The 17,445-nt window shown below is 73.4% G+C and carries 20 protein-coding genes; 5 read left to right on the top strand and 15 right to left on the bottom strand.

The window, feature by feature from the left end:
• The first annotated feature begins 6 nt into the window (after nt 1–6).
• Nucleotides 7–990 carry an NAD(P)-dependent alcohol dehydrogenase gene (locus AC3EN4_RS07800; RefSeq protein WP_435205240.1) on the top strand — a complete coding sequence of 328 codons (984 nt, stop codon included), beginning with the start codon at nt 7–9 and terminating at the stop codon, nt 988–990.
• A gap of 19 nt (nt 991–1,009) precedes the next feature.
• Here AC3EN4_RS07800 and AC3EN4_RS07795 read toward each other — a convergent pair whose 3' ends face one another.
• The 3 genes from AC3EN4_RS07795 to AC3EN4_RS07785 form a co-directional block, all read right to left on the bottom strand.
• Nucleotides 1,010–2,113 carry a Gfo/Idh/MocA family protein gene (locus tag AC3EN4_RS07795; RefSeq protein WP_435205239.1) on the bottom strand — a complete coding sequence of 368 codons (1,104 nt, stop codon included), beginning with the start codon at nt 2,111–2,113 and terminating at the stop codon, nt 1,010–1,012.
• Nucleotides 2,083–2,793 carry a ThuA domain-containing protein gene (locus AC3EN4_RS07790; RefSeq protein ID WP_435205238.1) on the bottom strand — a complete coding sequence of 237 codons (711 nt, stop codon included), beginning with the start codon at nt 2,791–2,793 and terminating at the stop codon, nt 2,083–2,085. The genes AC3EN4_RS07795 and AC3EN4_RS07790 overlap by 31 nt, the downstream gene beginning before the upstream one ends.
• 287 nt (nt 2,794–3,080) lie before the next feature.
• Nucleotides 3,081–3,266: a DUF1737 domain-containing protein gene (locus AC3EN4_RS07785; RefSeq protein ID WP_435205237.1), complete on the bottom strand. Its 186-nt coding sequence runs from the start codon at nt 3,264–3,266 to the stop codon at nt 3,081–3,083.
• Nucleotides 3,267–3,363: 97 nt separating this feature from the next.
• Between AC3EN4_RS07785 and AC3EN4_RS07780 the strand changes: the two genes are divergently transcribed.
• Both AC3EN4_RS07780 and AC3EN4_RS07775 read left to right on the top strand, forming a co-directional pair.
• Nucleotides 3,364–3,984, top strand: coding sequence for a TetR/AcrR family transcriptional regulator (locus tag AC3EN4_RS07780; RefSeq protein ID WP_422735442.1), 621 nt, complete (start codon nt 3,364–3,366; stop codon nt 3,982–3,984).
• Between the two features lie 122 nt (nt 3,985–4,106).
• Entirely contained in the window at nt 4,107–5,606 is a 1,500-nt protein-coding gene (locus tag AC3EN4_RS07775) for an FAD-dependent monooxygenase (protein ID WP_435205236.1), read from the top strand.
• A 57-nt stretch (nt 5,607–5,663) separates the two neighbouring features.
• On the opposite strand, the gene AC3EN4_RS07770 is transcribed toward AC3EN4_RS07775, so the two are convergent.
• From AC3EN4_RS07770 to AC3EN4_RS07750, 5 genes are all read right to left on the bottom strand, one after another.
• Nucleotides 5,664–5,810, bottom strand: a complete 147-nt coding sequence (locus tag AC3EN4_RS07770; protein ID WP_422735444.1) for a hypothetical protein — start codon at nt 5,808–5,810, stop codon at nt 5,664–5,666.
• Nucleotides 5,811–5,852: 42 nt separating this feature from the next.
• Nucleotides 5,853–6,236: a hypothetical protein gene (locus AC3EN4_RS07765; protein ID WP_422735446.1), complete on the bottom strand. Its 384-nt coding sequence runs from the start codon at nt 6,234–6,236 to the stop codon at nt 5,853–5,855.
• 115 nt (nt 6,237–6,351) lie between these two features.
• Entirely contained in the window at nt 6,352–6,921 is a 570-nt protein-coding gene (locus tag AC3EN4_RS07760) for a GerMN domain-containing protein (RefSeq protein ID WP_435205235.1), read from the bottom strand.
• Nucleotides 6,918–8,273 (bottom strand): sensor histidine kinase, encoded by a 1,356-nt coding sequence (locus AC3EN4_RS07755; RefSeq protein WP_435205234.1) that lies wholly within the window; start codon nt 8,271–8,273, stop codon nt 6,918–6,920. Before AC3EN4_RS07755 ends, AC3EN4_RS07760 begins: the two co-directional genes overlap by 4 nt.
• Nucleotides 8,270–8,959: a response regulator transcription factor gene (locus AC3EN4_RS07750; RefSeq protein ID WP_435205233.1), complete on the bottom strand. Its 690-nt coding sequence runs from the start codon at nt 8,957–8,959 to the stop codon at nt 8,270–8,272. Before AC3EN4_RS07750 ends, AC3EN4_RS07755 begins: the two co-directional genes overlap by 4 nt.
• 150 nt (nt 8,960–9,109) lie before the next feature.
• Between AC3EN4_RS07750 and AC3EN4_RS07745 the strand changes: the two genes are divergently transcribed.
• Nucleotides 9,110–9,520: an STAS domain-containing protein gene (locus AC3EN4_RS07745; RefSeq protein ID WP_435205232.1), complete on the top strand. Its 411-nt coding sequence runs from the start codon at nt 9,110–9,112 to the stop codon at nt 9,518–9,520.
• A 52-nt stretch (nt 9,521–9,572) separates the two neighbouring features.
• Nucleotides 9,573–10,178 carry an STAS domain-containing protein gene (locus AC3EN4_RS07740; RefSeq protein ID WP_435205231.1) on the top strand — a complete coding sequence of 202 codons (606 nt, stop codon included), beginning with the start codon at nt 9,573–9,575 and terminating at the stop codon, nt 10,176–10,178.
• A gap of 80 nt (nt 10,179–10,258) precedes the next feature.
• Here the strand turns inward: AC3EN4_RS07740 and AC3EN4_RS07735 are convergent, their stop codons facing one another.
• From AC3EN4_RS07735 to AC3EN4_RS07705, 7 genes are all read right to left on the bottom strand, one after another.
• Entirely contained in the window at nt 10,259–10,519 is a 261-nt protein-coding gene (locus AC3EN4_RS07735; protein WP_421472023.1) for a superoxide dismutase, read from the bottom strand.
• A 7-nt stretch (nt 10,520–10,526) separates the two neighbouring features.
• Nucleotides 10,527–11,141 carry a superoxide dismutase gene (locus AC3EN4_RS07730; protein ID WP_435205230.1) on the bottom strand — a complete coding sequence of 205 codons (615 nt, stop codon included), beginning with the start codon at nt 11,139–11,141 and terminating at the stop codon, nt 10,527–10,529.
• Nucleotides 11,142–11,245: 104 nt separating this feature from the next.
• Entirely contained in the window at nt 11,246–12,241 is a 996-nt protein-coding gene (locus tag AC3EN4_RS07725) for a phosphatidylglycerol lysyltransferase domain-containing protein (RefSeq protein WP_435205229.1), read from the bottom strand.
• An 18-nt stretch (nt 12,242–12,259) separates the two neighbouring features.
• Complete coding sequence (locus AC3EN4_RS07720; protein ID WP_435205228.1) at nt 12,260–15,154, bottom strand: FAD-dependent oxidoreductase; 2,895 nt, start codon at nt 15,152–15,154, stop codon at nt 12,260–12,262.
• On the bottom strand, nt 15,154–15,669 hold the full coding sequence (locus AC3EN4_RS07715; RefSeq protein WP_435205227.1) for a hypothetical protein: 516 nt from the start codon (nt 15,667–15,669) through the stop codon (nt 15,154–15,156). The genes AC3EN4_RS07720 and AC3EN4_RS07715 overlap by 1 nt, the downstream gene beginning before the upstream one ends.
• Before the next feature lie 2 nt (nt 15,670–15,671).
• Nucleotides 15,672–16,160: an SRPBCC family protein gene (locus AC3EN4_RS07710; protein WP_422735455.1), complete on the bottom strand. Its 489-nt coding sequence runs from the start codon at nt 16,158–16,160 to the stop codon at nt 15,672–15,674.
• Between the two features lies 1 nt (nt 16,161).
• Nucleotides 16,162–17,445, bottom strand: a complete 1,284-nt coding sequence (locus AC3EN4_RS07705) for an aspartate aminotransferase family protein (protein WP_435205226.1) — start codon at nt 17,443–17,445, stop codon at nt 16,162–16,164.

The following is a 17,445-nucleotide window of genomic DNA, read 5'->3' as shown; positions in this document are numbered from 1 at the left end:
GGCGTGATGAAGGCGATCGTGCAGAACCGCTACGGCGGCCCGGAAACCCTCGTGCTCACCGACGTCGCCACCCCGGCGCCCGGCCCGGACGACGTGCTCGTCCGGGTGGTGGCCGCCTCGCTGAACGCGTACGACTGGCACGCCATGCGCGGCGATCCCCGGATGGCGCGGTTGACGATGGGCCTGTCGCGGCCTCGCGCCCACATTCGCGGCCGGGACATCGCCGGCCGCGTCGAGGCGGTCGGGGCCGAGGTGCGCGACATCCGACCCGGCGACGCCGTCTTCGGCGACCTCGGCGACGCGAACGGCGCGTTCGCCGAGTACGCGTGCGTGCCCCGGATGCAGGTCGCGCACCTGCCGGCCAACCTGACGCCCGAGCAGGCGGCGGCCCTGCCGCTGGCCGGCAGCACCGCGCTGATGGGACTGTGCGACGTCGGGCGGGTCGAGCCCGGCCAACGCCTGCTCGTCAACGGTGCCTCGGGCGGCGTCGGCACCCTCGCGGTGCAACTGGGCAAGGCACTCGGCGCGACCGTGACCGGGGTGTGCAGCACCCGCAACGTCGACCTGGTCCGCTCCCTCGGCGCCGACGACGTCGTGGACTACCGCCGGGACGACTTCGCCGACGGTCGCCACCGCCACGACGTCGTGCTCGACCTGGTCGGCAACCGCTCCCTCACCGAGCTGCGGCGGGCGCTGACCCCGACCGGGACGCTTGTGCTCTCCGGCGGCGGCGTGTACGGCGGCGGCAGCCTCGTCGGGCCGGTGTGGCTGATCGCGCGCGGACGACTACTCGCGCCGCTGGTCCGGCAGCGCATCGTCACGCTCGCCACCACGCCGAGCCGACGCCACCTCGACACGCTCCGCGCCCACGTCGAGGCCGGTCGCCTCACCCCGGTCGTCGACCGGACGTACCCGCTGCACGAGGTGCCCGACGCCATCCGGTACGTCGAGGGCGAGCACGCCCGGGCCAAGGTCGTCATCACCGTCTGACGTCCGCCGGCCGACCCGGTCAGCCCCTCTTCCACTCCGTAGCCGGGGTGAGCGGCACGGGGACCGGCCGCTCCGCCGCCGTCGTCAGCTCGATCCGCCGGCCCTGCGCCGCCGACTCCAGCAGCGCGGTCATCGTCTCGAGGATGTGCAGCGCGACGTCGCCGCCGGCGCGCGGCGCCCGCTGACCGTCCGCCAGCACCAGGTCGAGCAGGCCGATGCCTCGGCCGCTCTCGGCGTACCCGGCGCGCGCCGGGAGAGCACGCCACTCGGTGCCGCCCAGCGCGAAGTGGCGAACCTCGCCGTCGAAGTAGTTCGGATCGGGTACGGCGAGGCTGCCGGTCTCCCCGTGGACCTCGATGGGCGCGGCCGTCGTCGCGGTGCCGTCGAAGCTGGTGGTGATGGTGGACAGTGCGCCGTCGACGTGTTCGAGGACGCCGGTGACGTGGGTGTCCACCCCCACCGCGATGCGCTCGCCGGCGCGTGGACCCGAGCCGATGACCCGCTCGGAGCGCAGCCGGCTGGCGGCACCGACCACCGCACGGACCGGGCCGAGCAGGTGCACGAGCGCGGAGAGGTAGTACGGCCCCATGTCGAACAGGGGGCCGCCGCCCGGGGCGTAGTAGAAGTCCGGGTGCGGGTGCCAGCGCTCGTGGCCGGCCGTGACCATGACCGCCGTCGCGGACATCGGGCGGCCGATCAGGCCGTCGTCGATCGCCGCACGCGCCGTCTGCGTACCCGTGCCCAGGACGGTGTCCGGCGCGCAGCCCACGTGGACGCCCGCCGAGGCGGCCCGGTCGATGATCGAACGGCCGTCCGGGAACGTCACGGCGAGCGGCTTCTCGACGTACACGTTCTTGCCGGCGTCGATCGTGGCGCGCGAGATGTCGGCGTGCGCCGCGGGGATCGTCAGGTTGAGCACCGTGTCCACGTCCGGGTGGGCGAGCAGGCGGTCGACGCTCATCGCCTCGCTGCCGGGGACGGTGGCCGCCGCCGCGGCCGACCGGGACGCGTCGAGGTCGGCCAGCGCGACGATGCGTACCGCGGGGTGGTGCGCGAGGGTTTCCAGGTAGGCGCGGGAGATGACCCCGAGACCTACGATGCCGACGCCGTGCGGGTCGCCCACACCATCCCCCTCTCGATGACGGTACGCACGGCCGGGTGCTCCAGCACGTCGAGGCTGTGGCCCGGGGTGGTCACGACGACGCGGCCGGCGCCCCAGCGTCGGGTCCAGACCGCCGGCGAGGTGACCGGCCGGTGCCACGGATGCCACTCCCGCGTCGGGTGGGTGGTGACGGCCAGGACGTCGACGAGGTCGTCGTGCAGCACCCAGTACTGCTCGGTGACCAGGTCGAAGTCCTCGATGCCGGCGGTGATCGGGTGCTCCCGGCCGAGGTCGGTGACGCGCACGGTGTGCGGCAGGAAATTGTCCTCCTCCCCACCGTGGCGCTCGCACGGCTCCTTGCCCGGGTGGGTGGCGAACTGGCCGCCCACCAGGTGCAGGTACTCCGCCGACGCGCGGAACGCGTCCACGATGCCGCCGTGCCAGCCGGTGAAGCCCGTGCCGGCGACGACCGCCGCGCCGAGCCCGGCCACCTGGGACGGGGTGATCTCCGACATCGTCATGCACTGCACGATCAGGTCGGTGCCGGCCAACTCGTCGGCATCGGCGTAGATCTCCGTGGACTCCTCGACCCGTACGGCGTAGCCGTTCCGTTCGAGGAAGGGGATGAACAACTCGGTCGCCTTGACCGGCTGGTGCCCCTCCCATCCGCCTCGGACCACAAGTGCTCTCGGCTGCGCCACCGTCGCTCCTCCCACCGTCCGTCGCCACCGGGCCGGCCGCTGCCGCCCCGACATGCGTCGGGTCTGCGACCAGCCGCAGTGATCACCACCATTCTGTCCAAGATCGCGTGAGGTGACAACGCGGGACCGGCGAGGGCTCGGCACGACGACAGCCCGGAGTCGAACGTGGGAAGGCCGATTGCCCACGCGTCACCGGTCAGACGTCCACGCCACGTCCGGTCGGAAGGTGGCGATCGGGTTGACCGGGCTGCCAAACATGCCGGCTCCGAGCGCCCGCCGGATGGTGCTCAGCCGTGCGGGTCGGCCAGCACCAACGCCTGTGCGGCGATGACGCGCTCGCCGTCGAAGGCGAGCGCGGGAGACCCGTACAGCCGGTAGCCCTCGGTCAGCAGGGCACTGACCCGGGCGCAGAACGCGGCGTCGTCGGGTCCGGTGATGAGCCGATAGCCGAGCGGCGGGGTGAGTTCTTCCACCGCCACATCATCTGCCCCCGGACGCGCCAACCCAAGAGCCATTTAGTTGCGTGCCACGCATCTTTGCGTGGCACGCAACTAGTGTTAGTGTGGTGGCATGACGGGGCTACGGGAGCGCAAGAAGGCCGAGACGAGGGCGGCGCTCGGCTGGGCCGCGATCCACCTCACCGCCGAGCGCGGCTACGACAACGTCCGCGTCGAGGACATCGCCGAGGCGGCCGGCGTCTCCCCGCGTACCTTCAACAACTACTTCTCCAGCAAGGCCGAGGCCATCGCCTCCCGGCACCTCGACCGCAGCCTGCGCACCGCCGCCGCGCTGCGGGAACGGCCCGCCGACGAGCCACTGTGGGAGGCGCTCACCCAGGCCGCGCTGGCGCAGTTCACGCGCGGCCCCGAGGTGGAGGCGATGCCCTCCCCCGCACACGCCCAGTGGGTGGCCGGCGTGCGCACCATGCTCGCCGAGCCCGCCCTGCAGGGCGAACGGTTGCGCGCCGTCGCGACCGCCGAGGCCGAGTTGGCCGCCGCGGTCGCCGAGCGCACCGGGACCGACCTCGCCACCGACATGTACCCGAGGCTCGTCGCGGCCGCCGCCAGCGCGGCCGTCGCCGTAGCGATGCAGCACTACCTCGACAGCGCCGACCCGCCCACCCCGATCGAACACCTCGTCGCCGACGCCTTCGCCCAGGTCGCCGCCGGCCTCCCCGCACCGCCGCGCTGACGCCCCGGCCCTGACCGGGGCATCCCCGCACAGTCCTGTTCAGCCGCGTCACACCCTGCGGCGGTCCGGCCGTCCGCCGCGCCCGCCGTGGCGATGACGCACGCCCCGAAGGGATCACGACCGTGATCGACGTCCTCATCGTCGGCGCCGGCCCGAACGGCCTCATGCTCGCCTGCGAGCTGGCCCTCGCCGGCGTCCACCCCGTCGTCCTCGAACGCCGTCCGACGCCCGGCGGCGAACCGCGCGCCAACGGCCTCGTCGGCCAGGTCGTCCGCCTCCTGGACCGGCGCGGCCTCTACGCGCGCCTCAGCGGCGACGAGGGTCCCCCGTCCCCGCAACCCGCCTTCGTCTTCGGCGCGTTCCCGCTGGACCTCACGGTGCTCGCGGACAACCCGCACTACGTGCTCGGCGTGCCACAGGCCCAGCTCGAAGCCGCCCTCGCCGCCCGCGCCGCCGAACTCGGCGTCGACCTGCGCCGCGGCCACGACGTGGTCGACCTCCGCCAGCGGTCCGACGCGGTCGAGGTCGACCTCGCCGACGGTACGCGGCTCACCGCCCGCTTCCTCGTCGGCGCGGACGGCGGCCGGAGCCTGGTACGCCGTACCGCCGGCATCGAGTTCCCCGGCGTCACCAACGACCGGTCGGTGTCCCGGACCGCGACGGTGACCGTCCCCGCGTCGTCCCTCGACCCCGGGACGGGCGGCCTGCTCGCCCCCGGCTACGGGATCGTGCCGCCGTTCCAGCACACCCGCACCCCGCGCGGCCTGATCGCGTGGGCCCCGTTCCCCGGCCGCCCGGCGCTGCTCAGCACCACGGAGTGGCCCGACGCGCCGACCAGCGACGAGACCCCGATGACCCTGGCCGAGCTGCGCGCCAGCGTCAGCCGGGTGCTCGGCGTCGACGTCCCCTTCGATCCAGCCGACGGCCCCGGCCTGCTCCGCCGACTGACCGGTGGCAACACCAGGATCGCCGCCCGCTACCGCGCCGGGCGGGTGCTGCTGGTCGGCGACGCCGCGCACGTGCACCCCGCGATGGGTGGTCCCGGCCTCAACCTGGGCCTCCAGGACGCCGTGAACCTGGGGTGGAAGCTCGCCGCCACCGTACGCGGCTGGGCGCCGGAGGGTCTGCTCGACACGTACGGGACCGAGCGTCGTCCGGTCGCCGAACGGGTCGTCATGTCCACCCAGGCGCAGTCGGCGCTGATCGGTCCCGGTGAGGAGATCACGGGACTGCGGGAACTCTTCGCCGAACTGCTCCGGATCCCGGAGGTGACCGGGCACATCGCGGCGCTGATGTCCGGCGCGGACGTCCGCTACCCCGCCGACCCCGCCGACCCGATGGCCGGCCGGTCCGCCCCCGAGGTGGTCGTCCACGGCGACCGGGGCCCCGTACGCCTCGCCGAGCTGACCCGCACCGCCCGGCCCCTGCTCCTGGACGCGACGGGCGGCTGGGCGGAGGTCGCGGCGCCCTGGCGGGACCGGGTGGACGTGGTCACCGGCCGGCTGGCGGGCACCACCGCGACCGGGCTGCTCGTCCGTCCCGACTGCTTCGTGGCCTGGTCGGCCGGGAACGCCGACACACTGCGCGCCGCGCTCACCCGCCACTTCGGTCCGCCGCGCTGAGAGCCGGTGGCCGGCAGCGCACACGCGCTCCCGGCCACCGGCTGTCGACGGCGCTGGTCAGTCGGTGATCACCGGCCAGGCGTAGGCGAGCAACGCGCAGGCGGCGCCGAGCAGCGCGAACGAGATACCCCGGGTGGGCAGGGGCAGGGCAGCGAGCACGATCAGGATGACGGCGATGACGTAGAGAAGGGCCTGAACCGACATGGGTGGTCTCCTTGTTCGAGGGGGGAGGTGCGGGGGTGGCGATCAGCCGTCCGGGGTGAAGAGCCCCTGGATGCCGACGACGATCGCGATCAAACCGAAGATCGCGAGCAGTAGGCGGACTCCGGTCGCGGCGTCCGACCGCTCGGCCCGGGGCGCGGGACGACCGGTCAGGCGGTCCCACAACAGGGCCAGGCCGACGCCGATCCCGACGACCTCGAAGTGGAACACCCGAGGGCCGGACACCAGGTGGACGATCAGGTAGTAGCCACCGGTCACGAGCGCCACCAGCCCGACCACCCAGGCGATCGGCGCCGCCCGGCCGGCGAGCCGGCCCAGGTCGTCACCGACGCGCGGCAGCAGCCGCAGCACGGCCACGGCGAGCAGGAAGCCGCCGACGATGTTGGCAAGGTCGAGCAGCAAAGCCATGATCACGAGGGTCTCCGTCGATCGGACGATCAGCCGGCGGGCAGATACCCACGCACCCGTGCGGTTGAAACGACATCGGACGATCCACGTCGGACGTACCGCGCGGCGGACGGGATCACTGCGGGGTGATCAGGGGCGCGTAGTCGGTACGGCTGAGCGGCTGCTCGGACAGCAGCCCGTCGGCGCGGGGCACGCCCAGCGGCCGTCCGTCGCGCAGGAACGTCACGGTGCTGATGTCGTGTCGACTGGTGAGGGTGCAGACGATCTGCCCGAAGGCGAGCACCTCGTCGCTGCGGCCGGTGTCCTCGGCGGGTTCGTCGACCACCACCCGGGCCTGGGCGTCGACCACCGTCGCGCCGGCGGCGTTGACCGCTCCCGGCAGGGCGCTGGTGAGGTCGGTGTCGCGTTCGGCCGTGGTGGGGCCGGCGAACAGGTGCCGAAGGTGCTCCTCGATGGTGGGTGGACGATCGACGCTGCGCGGCACCGGGACGATCCGGTTGTCGCGGACGAGGCAGAGGGTCTCAGTGGCCGGACCGGCCGGCGCGGAGTCGGCGGGGGCGGTGTCGGCGGTGGTCGGGAACGGCCCGCGCGGCGGCGGCACCGGGCGGGGCGCGTCGTCGACGGGAATGCCGCAACCGGCCAGCAGCGCGACGAGTCCCAGCCCGAGAAGACGACGCCGGCTCATGCCACGCTCTGCGGCAGGGTGACGCGGAACCGAGCACCGCCGCCGGGGTGGTCGGTGACGGTGACGGTCCCGCCGTGCGCGGCGGCGTGCTGGGCGACCAGGGCCAGGCCGAGGCCGGTGCCGTCGCCCGCGCCGCGGGTGTGGGCGGCACGTCCCCGGACGAACCGGTCGAAGATCGCCTCCCGGTCCTCGACGGGTACGCCCGGGCCGTCGTCCTCGACCTCGATCACGGCGGCGCTGCCGTCCCGGTCGAGCAGGACGGACGTCGGGCCGCCCCCGTACGTCACCGCGTTGTCCAGCAGGTTCGCCAGGATCTGCGCGACGCGCCGCCGTTCGACCCGCCACGGCACGGGCACCCCGGGCGCCAGCCGCACGATCGACGCCGGCAGGTCGAGCGCGGCACAGGCGGCATGGGCCAGCGGCACCGGGTCCACCGGCGCGCGGTGCGCGGGCTGGTCGCTGCGGGCCAGGTCGATCAGGTCGTTGACGAGTCGCTGGAAGCGGTCGATCTCGTCGGCGACCAACCCCGCCGCGATCGCCGTCCGCTCGTCCTGGTGTTCCCGACGGCGGGCCAGCACGCTCGCCGCGGCGGCGAGGGTCTGCAACGGTGAGCGCAGTTCGTGGCTGACGTCGGCGGCGAAACGCCGGTCACGCTCGATGCGGTGGGCGAGCCGGTCGACCATCTGGTTGAACGAGGAGGACAACCGGGTCAGGTCGGGGTCGGTGGCGGGGTCCAGGCGGGCCGTGAAGTCGCCGGCCGCGATCTTCTCCGCGGCGTCGGCGACCGCCGTCAACGGGCGCAGCCCGTGCCGGGTGGCGTGCCACCCCAGCGCGGCGCCGGACCCGGCGATCATGATGGCCACGGTGGTCAGCGCGAGCGCCAGCACCTGGAACGTCTGCTCCAACTCGCGCAGGGAGTTGACCTCGAAGTACGTCGCCGTCGCGGACAGCGGCACGCCGACCACCAGGACGGACTGGCCGTCCACCCGTACCCGCTGCACCGCCGGCTGCCCGGCCGCCACGACGCGCCGCAGGTCGTGGGGAATGGCGGCGGTGGGTCCGGGGTCGGCGGTGCGGGCGTACCACTCGCCGTTCAGGTGCAGCACCGGGCGACGCCCGCCGCCGGTGTCCAGCGACCGCAGCACCTCCACCACGTCCGGGGTGTCCGTGTCGATCCCGGCGCGGACGACCGTCGCGTCGAAGTACGCGGCGCGCAGGGCGGTGCGTTCCCGCTCCCCGATCAGGGATCGGCGGGTCAGTTCGTAGGAGACCAGGGCCATCGAGGCGGCCAGCAGGAGCGCGCCGACGGCGAACGCGGCGGTGACCCGGGTACGGAGTCCGAGGCGTCTCATCGCTGCAACTTGTAACCCATACCCCGCAGGGTGACGAGGTGCCGGGGGGTCGCCGGATCGGGCTCGATCTTCTGTCGCAACCGACCGACGTGCACGTCCACCAGCCGCTCGTCGCCGATGTCGTAGCCCCAGACCCGTTGCAGCAACTGCTGGCGCGACAGCACCCGACCGGCGTGCTCGGCCAACTCGCACAGCAGCCGGAACTCGGTGCGGGTCACCGCGACCGGCCGGCCGGCGCGACGGACCTCGCCCGCGTCGGGGCTGATCTCCAACTCGCCGAACGCGAGCACCGGCACCGGCTCCGCCGCCGGTCCCCCGACGACGGCACGGGCGCGGCGGCGCAGCGCCCGCAGCCGCGCGGTCAGTTCCTTGATCGCCACCGGTTTGACCAGGTAGTCGTCGGCACCGGCCTCCAGGGCGGCGACGATGTCGTGGGTGTCGTCCCGGGCGCTGACCACCACGATCGGCACGTCGTCGCTACGGCGGAGCTGCCGGATGCACTCGAAGCCGTCGAGGCCGGGCAGCATGAGGTCGACCAGCACGTAGTCCGCCGGGTCCCGGCGCTGCGCCCGCAGGCCCTCCTCGGCGGTGGCCGCGCCCACCGCGTCGTACCCCTCGTCCTGCAGGGCGAGCAGCAGCGCCAGGCGGATCCGGTCGTCGTCCTCGATCACCAGTACGGCCGTCATAACCGCATCATCCCCAGGCCACGACGGCACGGCCAATCGCGTCCGCCGGCCTGGGGATTTGTCACGCAACTGTCATAGATCCGCGCGGCGCCCGCCACGCCGGACGGGCACGGTGGCAGACGACCAGAGCCGCCAGAAAGGGGTACGACAGTGACGGGACCACTCAAACCTCCGTCGTACGCGCTGCCGTTGGTGGAGGTCAGCATCACCCAACTGGACCTGGGCTGCCTGGCCGAGAGTGGCGCCGTGTTCGACCGGCTGTTGGCGCTGCGACCTGGGCAGGTCGTCGTCGACCTGTCGGAGTGCCGGTACATCGACGCCGCCGCCATCGGCCTGCTGCTGGACGTGCACCGACGGCTGGCCCACGCGGACGGGGTGCTGGTCGTGCGGAACCCCAACCCGCGGATCCACCGCATCCTGCAGCACGCCCGGCTGGACCAGGTCCTGCCGATCGTCACCGGGCCGGGGTCGCCCGGCGGTCCGGAGACCCCCGACGAGCCCCGCCCGGCCGAGCCGGCGCTGGTCGCCCTCGGTCGGGCGCGCGTCGCGCCCCGCCCCTGAGCGTCGCCGCACACCGCCGGCCGGACACTCCCGGACAGGAAGGATCAGCAGCATGACCGTCGTCCCGGACGACAACCTGATGACACTCATCTGTGACGTCTGCGGCGACAGCCTCACCGCCACCGCCTGCGTGCTCCCGGACGCCGAGGTCGTCTGGACGCTCGTGGCGGAACACGGTTGGAGCGGCTCCCCGTTCGCCACCGGCCCACACCGCTGCCCGCACTGCAGCCTGCTCCCACCCACGCGACCCGGCCAGTCCAGCGCCGACGTGCACGGCCCCGGTGGTGTCCTCGGCATCGACCACCTGGACGATGCCACCGTCGTCACCGTCACCGGCGACATCGACCTCGCCACGGGTGACGCGCTGCGCGCCGCGCTGCGCGAGGCGGCCGACGCGGACGCGACCGTGCTTGTCGACCTGAGTCGCGTACCCACCATCGACTCCACCGGCCTCGGCCTGCTGGTGCGGGCCCACCTCGACGCCCGCGAGCGGGGTCTGACGCTCGGCCTCGCCGCGCCGTCCCGGTTCATCCGGACCGTCCTGCACACGATGCGGCTGGACGGCGTCTTCCCGATCTTCGACAGTCGGGAGGACGCCCTTGCTGGAATGGTCGGACGGACGCTGTCCGCGGTACGGGTCAGCAGCGGCCAGAGCTGAGACGGGCGCCCCGGTGGGAGGTCCCCGGTCGCGGCGAGCGTCCGCCGGGTCCCGCCGCTCGGCGGGAACCCGGCGGATGGTCAGGCCGGTGGGGACTGCGCGGTGTCGGCCAGGAGCAGCGACAGTTCCCGGACCAGGTCGTCCATCGACTGGCCGCTCTGCGCCCTGACCAGGCCCAGAGCGAGGTCGGCCAGCAGGTAGAAGCCGAGGGTACGAGCCTGCTCGGAGCCGAACGCGGACATCAACGCCTCGGCGCCGGCGAGGTCACCGCGATGCTTCGCGGCGATGACCCCGGCGGCGCGCTGGACGATCTCGGCCGCCTCGGGGGTGTACCCACTCACGCCGACGTCAGATCTTCGGCGCAGCGGCGCGGGCGGCGTCGAAACGCGAGGTCACGTCGGTCCAGTTGACCAGGTTCCACAGACGATCGACGTAGTCCGGGCGCACGTTGCGGTACTGCAGGTAGTAGGCGTGCTCCCAGGCGTCGAACACCAGGATCGGAGTGGAACCCTGCCCGACGTTGCCGTGGTGGTCGTAGACCTGCTCCACGATCAACCGCTGGCTCAGCGGCTCCCACGCCAGGACACCCCAGCCGGAGCCCTGCACGCCCTTGGTCGCCGCCGACAGCTGACCGGCGAAGCCGTCGAAGGAGCCGAAGTGCTCGTCGATCGCCGCCGCCAGCTCGCCGTCGGGGCGGTCGCCGCCGTCCGGGGACAGGTTGTTCCAGAAGATCGAGTGCAACACGTGCCCGGACAGGTTGAACGCGAACGTCTTCTCCAACCCGACCAGAGTCGCGTAGTCACCCTTGTCGCGGGCCTCGGCGAGCCGGTCCAGCCCGTCGTTGGCGCCCTTGACGTACGCGGCGTGGTGCTTGTCGTGATGCAGTTCCAGGATCTCGCCGGACATCGCGGGTTCGAGCGCACCGTAGTCGTAGGGCAGGTCGGGCAGGTTGTACACGGCCATGGGGAAGATCCCTTCGCTGCTGCCTAGGAATGGCTATTGCCACTATCTTGCAACAACGATGATGATGACGCACGGGCCTCGCCCCGCAAGCACGCCCCGAACCGTCACACCGCCCGGGTCAGTCGCAGCAACCGCCACACGGTCCGCAGTGACACGCTCGGATAGAAGCCGACGTACTCGGGTGTCACCCTCGGCTGCCATTTCTCCTTGAACTCGGCCTGGCTGCGGGCCGGGTAGATCCAGTCGCCGTGCTCGGCGATGAACCCGATCAGCCGGTTCGTGCCCCGGTGGCCGCCGCCGGCCGGCTCGTGCCGGGCCGACAGTTCCCGGAACGGCGTGAGGCCCAGGTGCAGCCACCGCACACCCTCGGCCTGGAAGCGCTGCAACGCGACCACGAACGCCAGGTCGACCGCGCCGGGCGGCGCGTCGGGCTCGCGGCGGGTGATGTCGTACAGCCAGCCGCCCTCCTGGCCGAACGCCGGGGAGTACGACACGTACGCCACCGGCTCACCGTCGTACATCGCGAGGAACAACCGGCGCACCCGGTCCTCGTGGCCGGCACGTTCACCGACCAGGAACTCGATCTGCTTGACGTGCCGGCCCTTGTCCGCGAGCCACCGGGCGTCCAGGGCGTCCAGCCGCGCGGCGAGCGCCGCGTCGTACGGCACGTCCCGGCCGGCCTCCACCACGGTGACCCCGGCCCGCCGGGACCGGGCCAGCTTGTTGCGGACCTTCTCGAACCTGCGGCCGCGCAGCGTGAAGGCCTCCAGGTCGATCGAGTACGCGGCGCCGAGCTGACTGAGCTGGTAGCCGAACTCGGTGTACAGGTCGAGGTCGTCCGGGGTGAGCTGGACCGCGCACAGCCGCCGGCCCTCCTGCTGGGCCCACCCGTGGAACGCGCCGAGCAGCCGCTTACGGTCCTCCGGGTCGGCGTAGACGCTGCCCAGTTGCACGGCGTGCCGCCGCCCGGCCGGCCGGTACGCGATGAACCCGTCGAGACCGGACACCGTGAAGTGCCGGGTGTCCCGGTTCAGCGCGAGCGCGGCACTGGAGTGCTGCGCGTGCCGGCGCAGGACGGCCAGGGCGGTCATCGTTTCCATGGCGGCGGCCTCCACCTGTCAGGGAGCGGACGGGTCGTGGCGGGCCGCCGCGCGTCGGCGCGCCCACGCGAGCTGGACAAGGTCGACGGCCTCGCGGCCGACGGCCGAGGCGGATTCACCGCCGGTGACGCGACGGGTGACGGCCCCGGCCAGCCGGGGCAGGGTGAGCAGCCGGTCGGCGTCGAGCCGGTCGCCCATCACGTCGTCGAGCCGGCTGACCGCCCGGGAGTCGCGCTGGAGGCGGGCGAGGAAGGCGTGCTCCATCGTGGTGACCGGTCCGCCCCGACCGATGTCCTGGCCGTACCAGTAGTTCGGCAGCTCGGCCCGGTCCCGGTCGCGGGCCCACCGGGCCAGCCCCGCCGTCAGCGCCGCCGGCTGCTCCCAGTGCGCGGTGAGCACCGCCGCGAGTCCGCGGGCGTTGCGCAGCGCGTCGTTGATCCCGTGGCCCAGGGTGGCGTCCTTGGCGTGCCCGGCGTCGCCCACCAGGGCCCAACCCGGCCCGAACGGCTGCCGGAAGAAGCACGGGTACCGCACCACCCGGTTCAGCTCCCCCACGGCGTCGCCGGACGCGGCGAGGTGGGCCACCTCCGGACTGACCGACTCGACGTGCCGCAGGAACCCGGCCACGTCGCGCCCGGCCAGCTCGCCCTGCAGGCGCTCCGGAGGCTGCGCGATGACCACGAAATCCTCCGGGCCGGTCGGCAGGATCGAGACGATGTGCACCCCGATGCGGTGCCAGAGCAGTGCCGGCGGGATCCGGACGCCGGTGAAGTACCGCCACAGCAGCGCCCGTTCGCTGCGCGCCGTCAGGTACTGCCGGGCCCCGACCCATCGGGCCACCGACGAGTTGCGGCCGTCCGCGCCCACCACCAGCCGCGCCGACACGTCCCGGACCGACCCGTCGGCACGCTGCACGGTCACGCCGTGCACCGTGCCGTCGACGCCGCGCCGCAGGCCGACCACGGCGGTGCCGGTGGAGGTCTTGGCGCCGGCGGCGACCGCCCGGTCCAGCAGGACCTGGTCGAGGACGTCCCGGGGCGGACACAGCCCGGGATCGTCCGGATGACGGAAGTGCAGCTTCACGTCGTCCAGCCGGACCCACACGTCGTGCAGCGGCGGCACGCCGTGCGCCACGACGGTGTCGTACACGCCCTCGATCCGTAGGTCCTCGGTGCCGTGCAGGATGTGCGTGGACAGGGTCGGCGCGGGCAGGTCGCCACGGTCGAACACCGCCACCGACAGCCCGGCGGCGGCGAGCCGGGCCGCCAGCGCCGAGCCGGCCACCCGCGCCCCGACGATCACGACGTCGACCTGCTGCTCCACCGCGCGGTTCCCGGCGACCGCCGCGCCGACCGCAGGCTCCTCGGCCGGGCCCGACCGCTGCGTGCTCCCAGAGATCAGTACCTCTCCCGCCGAAGTGGGCGGCGGCTCCGACGCCGTGGCGACGCCGGACCCGGTCGCCGTGGCCGGCAGCTCCGTCGCCGTTGCGACCGGCGGTCGGGGCCGCAACGCGGACGCCGCCGGTTCGGCCGGCACGGCGGACGCCGTGCGGGCCGGCGGGGTCGACCTCGGCCCTGGGCGGACGGCGGCGATCCGGTCGGCCGCGTCCAGGCCGCGCAGGTAGCCGGCCAGCAGCAGGTTGCCGACCCGGCCGGTCGGCATCAGACCCGCGGTGCTGCGCAACCAGGGTAGGTCCGGTGCGGAAGCCGCCTGGTCGGGACCGCCGGCGAGATCGGCCAGCCGGGGGGCGAGCAATTCGGCCGTCAGCGCGGAGAGGGCCAGGCCGTGCCCACACCACGCGCCGGCGAACCACACGCCCGGCCGGCCCGGCACCGGACCGACGATCGGCAGCCGGTCGAACGTGGACGCCGTGACGCCGGACCAGAAGTCGGTCACCGGCACGTCCGCCAGCGCCGGGAAGGTCGCGGCGAGTTCGCGTACCAGCCGGTCCCGCACGGCGGCGACGCCACGCTCGTCGACGCGCGGCTCCAGCAGGGCGGGACCACCGCCGAACAGCAGCCGGCCGCGGGCGGTCATCCGTAGGTAGTTGAAGAACGAGCGGCTGTCGACGGCCGCGCCGCGCCCGTCCCAGCCGGTCCGCGCCAGCAGGTCGGCGGGTACGGGTCCGGTGCGCAGGACATGGGTACGGATCACCGCGACGTTCCGGGTGAACAGCCCCAGCCCGGTGGTGAAGCCGTCCGTGGTCAGGGCCACCCGGCTGGCGCGTACCCGATGACCGCCGGCTGTCACGGTGACCGGGTCGCCGCCGGTGATCGCGGTGACCGGCGTGTCCTCGGCGATGCGCACCCCGGCCGCGAGCAGCGCCGCCCGGAGTGACTGGACCAGCAGCCACGGGTTGACCAGCGCCACGTCGGGATAACACAGCGCGCCGTGGTAGCGGGCGCTGCCGATGCGTTCGGCGGTGCCGTCGCGGTCCAGGTAGGAGGCGTCGAAGCCGAGGTCACGCAGGGTCTGCGCCTGGCGTCGGAGCGATCCGGCGTGCGCGGGCGCCGACGCGGCCACGAGTTGGAAGCCCTCGGTCAGCTCGGAGCCGTCGGGCAGGGCCCGGGCCATCCGCCGCAGCGCGGCGATCCCGTCGAGCGTGGCGGCGAACATGGTCCGCGCCCGGTCCCGCCCGTGCCGGTTGACGAGCGTGGTGATCGGGCCGCCGACCCCGGGACCGACGATGCCGGTGCTGTGCCCGCTGGCCCCCGCGCCGACCTCGGTGGCCTCCAGGACCAGGATGTCGCGCGCGGGCAGGTGGTTCGTCAGCTGGTACGCCAGCGCCAGGCCGGCCAGCCCACCGCCGACGATGACGACGGACGCCTCCGCGTCGGCGGCGAGGGCGGGCTGTCGCGCGGACTGCGGGTCGTCGCGCTGCCAACCGCTCGCCGCGGAGCCCGGCCCGCTCATCAGGCCACCGAGGTGGGTCTCGACGTGGCCGCCGCGACCGGTGCGTCCGACCGTCCGGCCGGGGTCGGCGACGGGCGGCCGGTCACCTCGTGCAGCAGCGCGTCGAAGGCGGGCAGGCGCTTCGGCTCGAACGGCACACCGAAGGGCTTGAGCTGGTTGCCGAAGAGCGAACGGTCACCGAAGAGGTGGATCGGCACGGCCAGCAGCGCCCACTCCGGACCGATCAGCCAGGCCCAGAGCGCCACCACCAGTCCGCCGCTGAGCAGGCTGTGCATGCTGTTGTAGAGGACGTAGTACGCCTTCGGAATCCGCCCGTCGGGGCTGCGGTGGTAGGCGATCGCCCCGGGGAGGTAGCCGATCAGGTCGATGTAGAGGAACAGCCCGATCGCCGGCAGCCAGCGGATCTCGTCCCAGTGCGCGATGAACAGGCCGCTCGCCAGTGCGAGCCCGGCGAACCACTCCGCGCGGTGCAGCCGGGCGGTGGTCGGCGTGTCGAAGGTGTTGAGCTGGTCCATCGTCAGTCCTTCCCGCTGACGCCGGCCGACGCGGTCGCCAGTGCGCCGTCCGGGATGGTCACCGCCGGGAACAGTCCGCGCAGGACGTGGTGGATCGTCTCGGTGAGCACCCGCTCGGCGACCGGGTCGATGATGCTGGCGAGGCTGGGCACGCCGAAGTCGAAGCTCGCCACGAACGTCATCGCCACCCCGTCCGGTTCCTGGCGCAGCGTCCAGGCGCCGGAGAACTCGTCGAAGTCGCCGTCAATCTGGTCGAATGCGATCGTCAGGCGATCGCGGTCCAGGTCGTCGGCCTCGGTCCAGGCGAGGATCCCGTTGCGGAACAGGACCTCCCACGAGCTGACGACCCGTCGCGCGCCGGCCGGCGACTGCACCGTCACCGTCTGGACCACGTCGACCAGTTGCGGATAGCGCTCGAAGTCGACCAGTTGGTCGAACACCGCGCCGCCGTCCCCATCGGGTAGGAACGCCTGAATCTCGACCCGTCGCATGTCAGTGGACCCCCAGCCGGTCTGCTGTCGGATAGCGGTGGTCGAGCGTGCGCAGCGCGCCGTCGAACGCGTCGACCAGGAGGGCGACCTCGTCGCCGGAGAGCACCGCGGGCGGCGTGAGGCGCAGCACCGCGCTGGCGATCAACGAGTGGTTCACGATCACCCGAGCGTTGAGCAGTTCGAGGATGGCCTCGCCGGCCAGCCCCGGGCCGGTGAACTCCACCCCGATCAGCAGCCCGACGCCGCGTACCTCCCGCACCAGGTGCGGGTACCCGCCGGCCACCGCCCGCAGCCGGGCCAGCAGCTCGTCGCCGAGCGTCGCCGCGCGCTCGACCAGCCGTTCCTCGATGACGGCGGTGATCGCCGCGCGGGTGGCGGCCATCGCGATCGGGGCGCCGGAGAACGTCGAGGTGTGCAGGAACGGGTCCTTGTCGAAGGCCTGGAACGCCTCGGCGGTGGCGACCACGGCGGAGACCGGCACGATGCCGCCGGACAGGCTCTTGCCGGCCAGCAGCACGTCCGGGGTCACGTCCTCGCGGAGGGCGCCCCACCAGTGACCGAGGCGGCCGACGCCGGTGAGGATCTCGTCGAGCACCAGGAACGCGCCGTGCTCCCGGCACAACCGGGACACCTCGCGCAGGTATCCGGGCGGTGGCACGACCACCCCGCCCTCGCCCTGCACCGGCTCCATGATCACGCAGGCCGGCGGCCCGGCGGCCAGCGCGACGCCGAGCGCCTCGGCGTCGCCGTACGGAACGTGCGTGGCGTCCGGCAACAGCGGGCGGAAGGGTCGCTGGTAGAGGTCCTGTCCGGTGACGGAGAGCGCGCCCATGGTCTTGCCGTGGTAGCCACCGACGGTCGAGATGAGCCGGCGCCGACCCTGGACCCGCGCCATCTTGATGGCCGCCTCCACGGCTTCCGCGCCGGAGCCGGCGAAGTGCACCCGGGTGAGGCCGGGCGGCGCCACCGCGACGAGCGCCGCCGCGGCCTCGGCCACCGACGGCTCCAACATCAGTCGGGTCGCGATCGGATGGCTCTGGATCTGCGCGACGACCGCGGCGACCACGGCCGGGTGCCGGGCCCCGTGCAGGAACACGCCGTAGCCGCCGACGTTGAGGAAACGGTCGCCGTCCGACGTGTACACCCACGCGCCCTCGGAACCGACCTCGACGTGTCCACCGAACATGTCGCCGAGCTTCGCGCGGCCCCGGGACAGGAACCGGCGGTAGTTGTTCCGGACCTGCTCCCGTACCTGGTGATCGATCTCCACGCTGCTGGTGGTCAC

The organism is Micromonospora sp. bgisy143 (assembly GCF_057708145.1).
This window is presented reverse-complemented; position numbering and strand designations above follow the sequence as displayed.

What these genes read in the sequence shown, in the direction of transcription:
- AC3EN4_RS07800 (WP_435205240.1), top strand. Translation starts at nt 7, where the DNA reads ATGAAGGCGATCGTGCAGAACCGCTACGGCGGCCCGGAAACCCTCGTG.
- AC3EN4_RS07780 (WP_422735442.1), top strand. Translation starts at nt 3,364, where the DNA reads ATGACGGGGCTACGGGAGCGCAAGAAGGCCGAGACGAGGGCGGCGCTC.
- AC3EN4_RS07770 (WP_422735444.1), bottom strand. Translation starts at nt 5,810, where the DNA reads ATGTCGGTTCAGGCCCTTCTCTACGTCATCGCCGTCATCCTGATCGTG.
- AC3EN4_RS07765 (WP_422735446.1), bottom strand. Translation starts at nt 6,236, where the DNA reads ATGGCTTTGCTGCTCGACCTTGCCAACATCGTCGGCGGCTTCCTGCTC.
- AC3EN4_RS07760 (WP_435205235.1), bottom strand. Translation starts at nt 6,921, where the DNA reads ATGAGCCGGCGTCGTCTTCTCGGGCTGGGACTCGTCGCGCTGCTGGCC.
- AC3EN4_RS07755 (WP_435205234.1), bottom strand. Translation starts at nt 8,273, where the DNA reads ATGAGACGCCTCGGACTCCGTACCCGGGTCACCGCCGCGTTCGCCGTC.
- AC3EN4_RS07750 (WP_435205233.1), bottom strand. Translation starts at nt 8,959, where the DNA reads ATGACGGCCGTACTGGTGATCGAGGACGACGACCGGATCCGCCTGGCG.
- AC3EN4_RS07740 (WP_435205231.1), top strand. Translation starts at nt 9,573, where the DNA reads ATGACCGTCGTCCCGGACGACAACCTGATGACACTCATCTGTGACGTC.
- AC3EN4_RS07730 (WP_435205230.1), bottom strand. Translation starts at nt 11,141, where the DNA reads ATGGCCGTGTACAACCTGCCCGACCTGCCCTACGACTACGGTGCGCTC.
- AC3EN4_RS07725 (WP_435205229.1), bottom strand. Translation starts at nt 12,241, where the DNA reads ATGGAAACGATGACCGCCCTGGCCGTCCTGCGCCGGCACGCGCAGCAC.
- AC3EN4_RS07720 (WP_435205228.1), bottom strand. Translation starts at nt 15,154, where the DNA reads ATGAGCGGGCCGGGCTCCGCGGCGAGCGGTTGGCAGCGCGACGACCCG.
- AC3EN4_RS07715 (WP_435205227.1), bottom strand. Translation starts at nt 15,669, where the DNA reads ATGGACCAGCTCAACACCTTCGACACGCCGACCACCGCCCGGCTGCAC.
- AC3EN4_RS07710 (WP_422735455.1), bottom strand. Translation starts at nt 16,160, where the DNA reads ATGCGACGGGTCGAGATTCAGGCGTTCCTACCCGATGGGGACGGCGGC.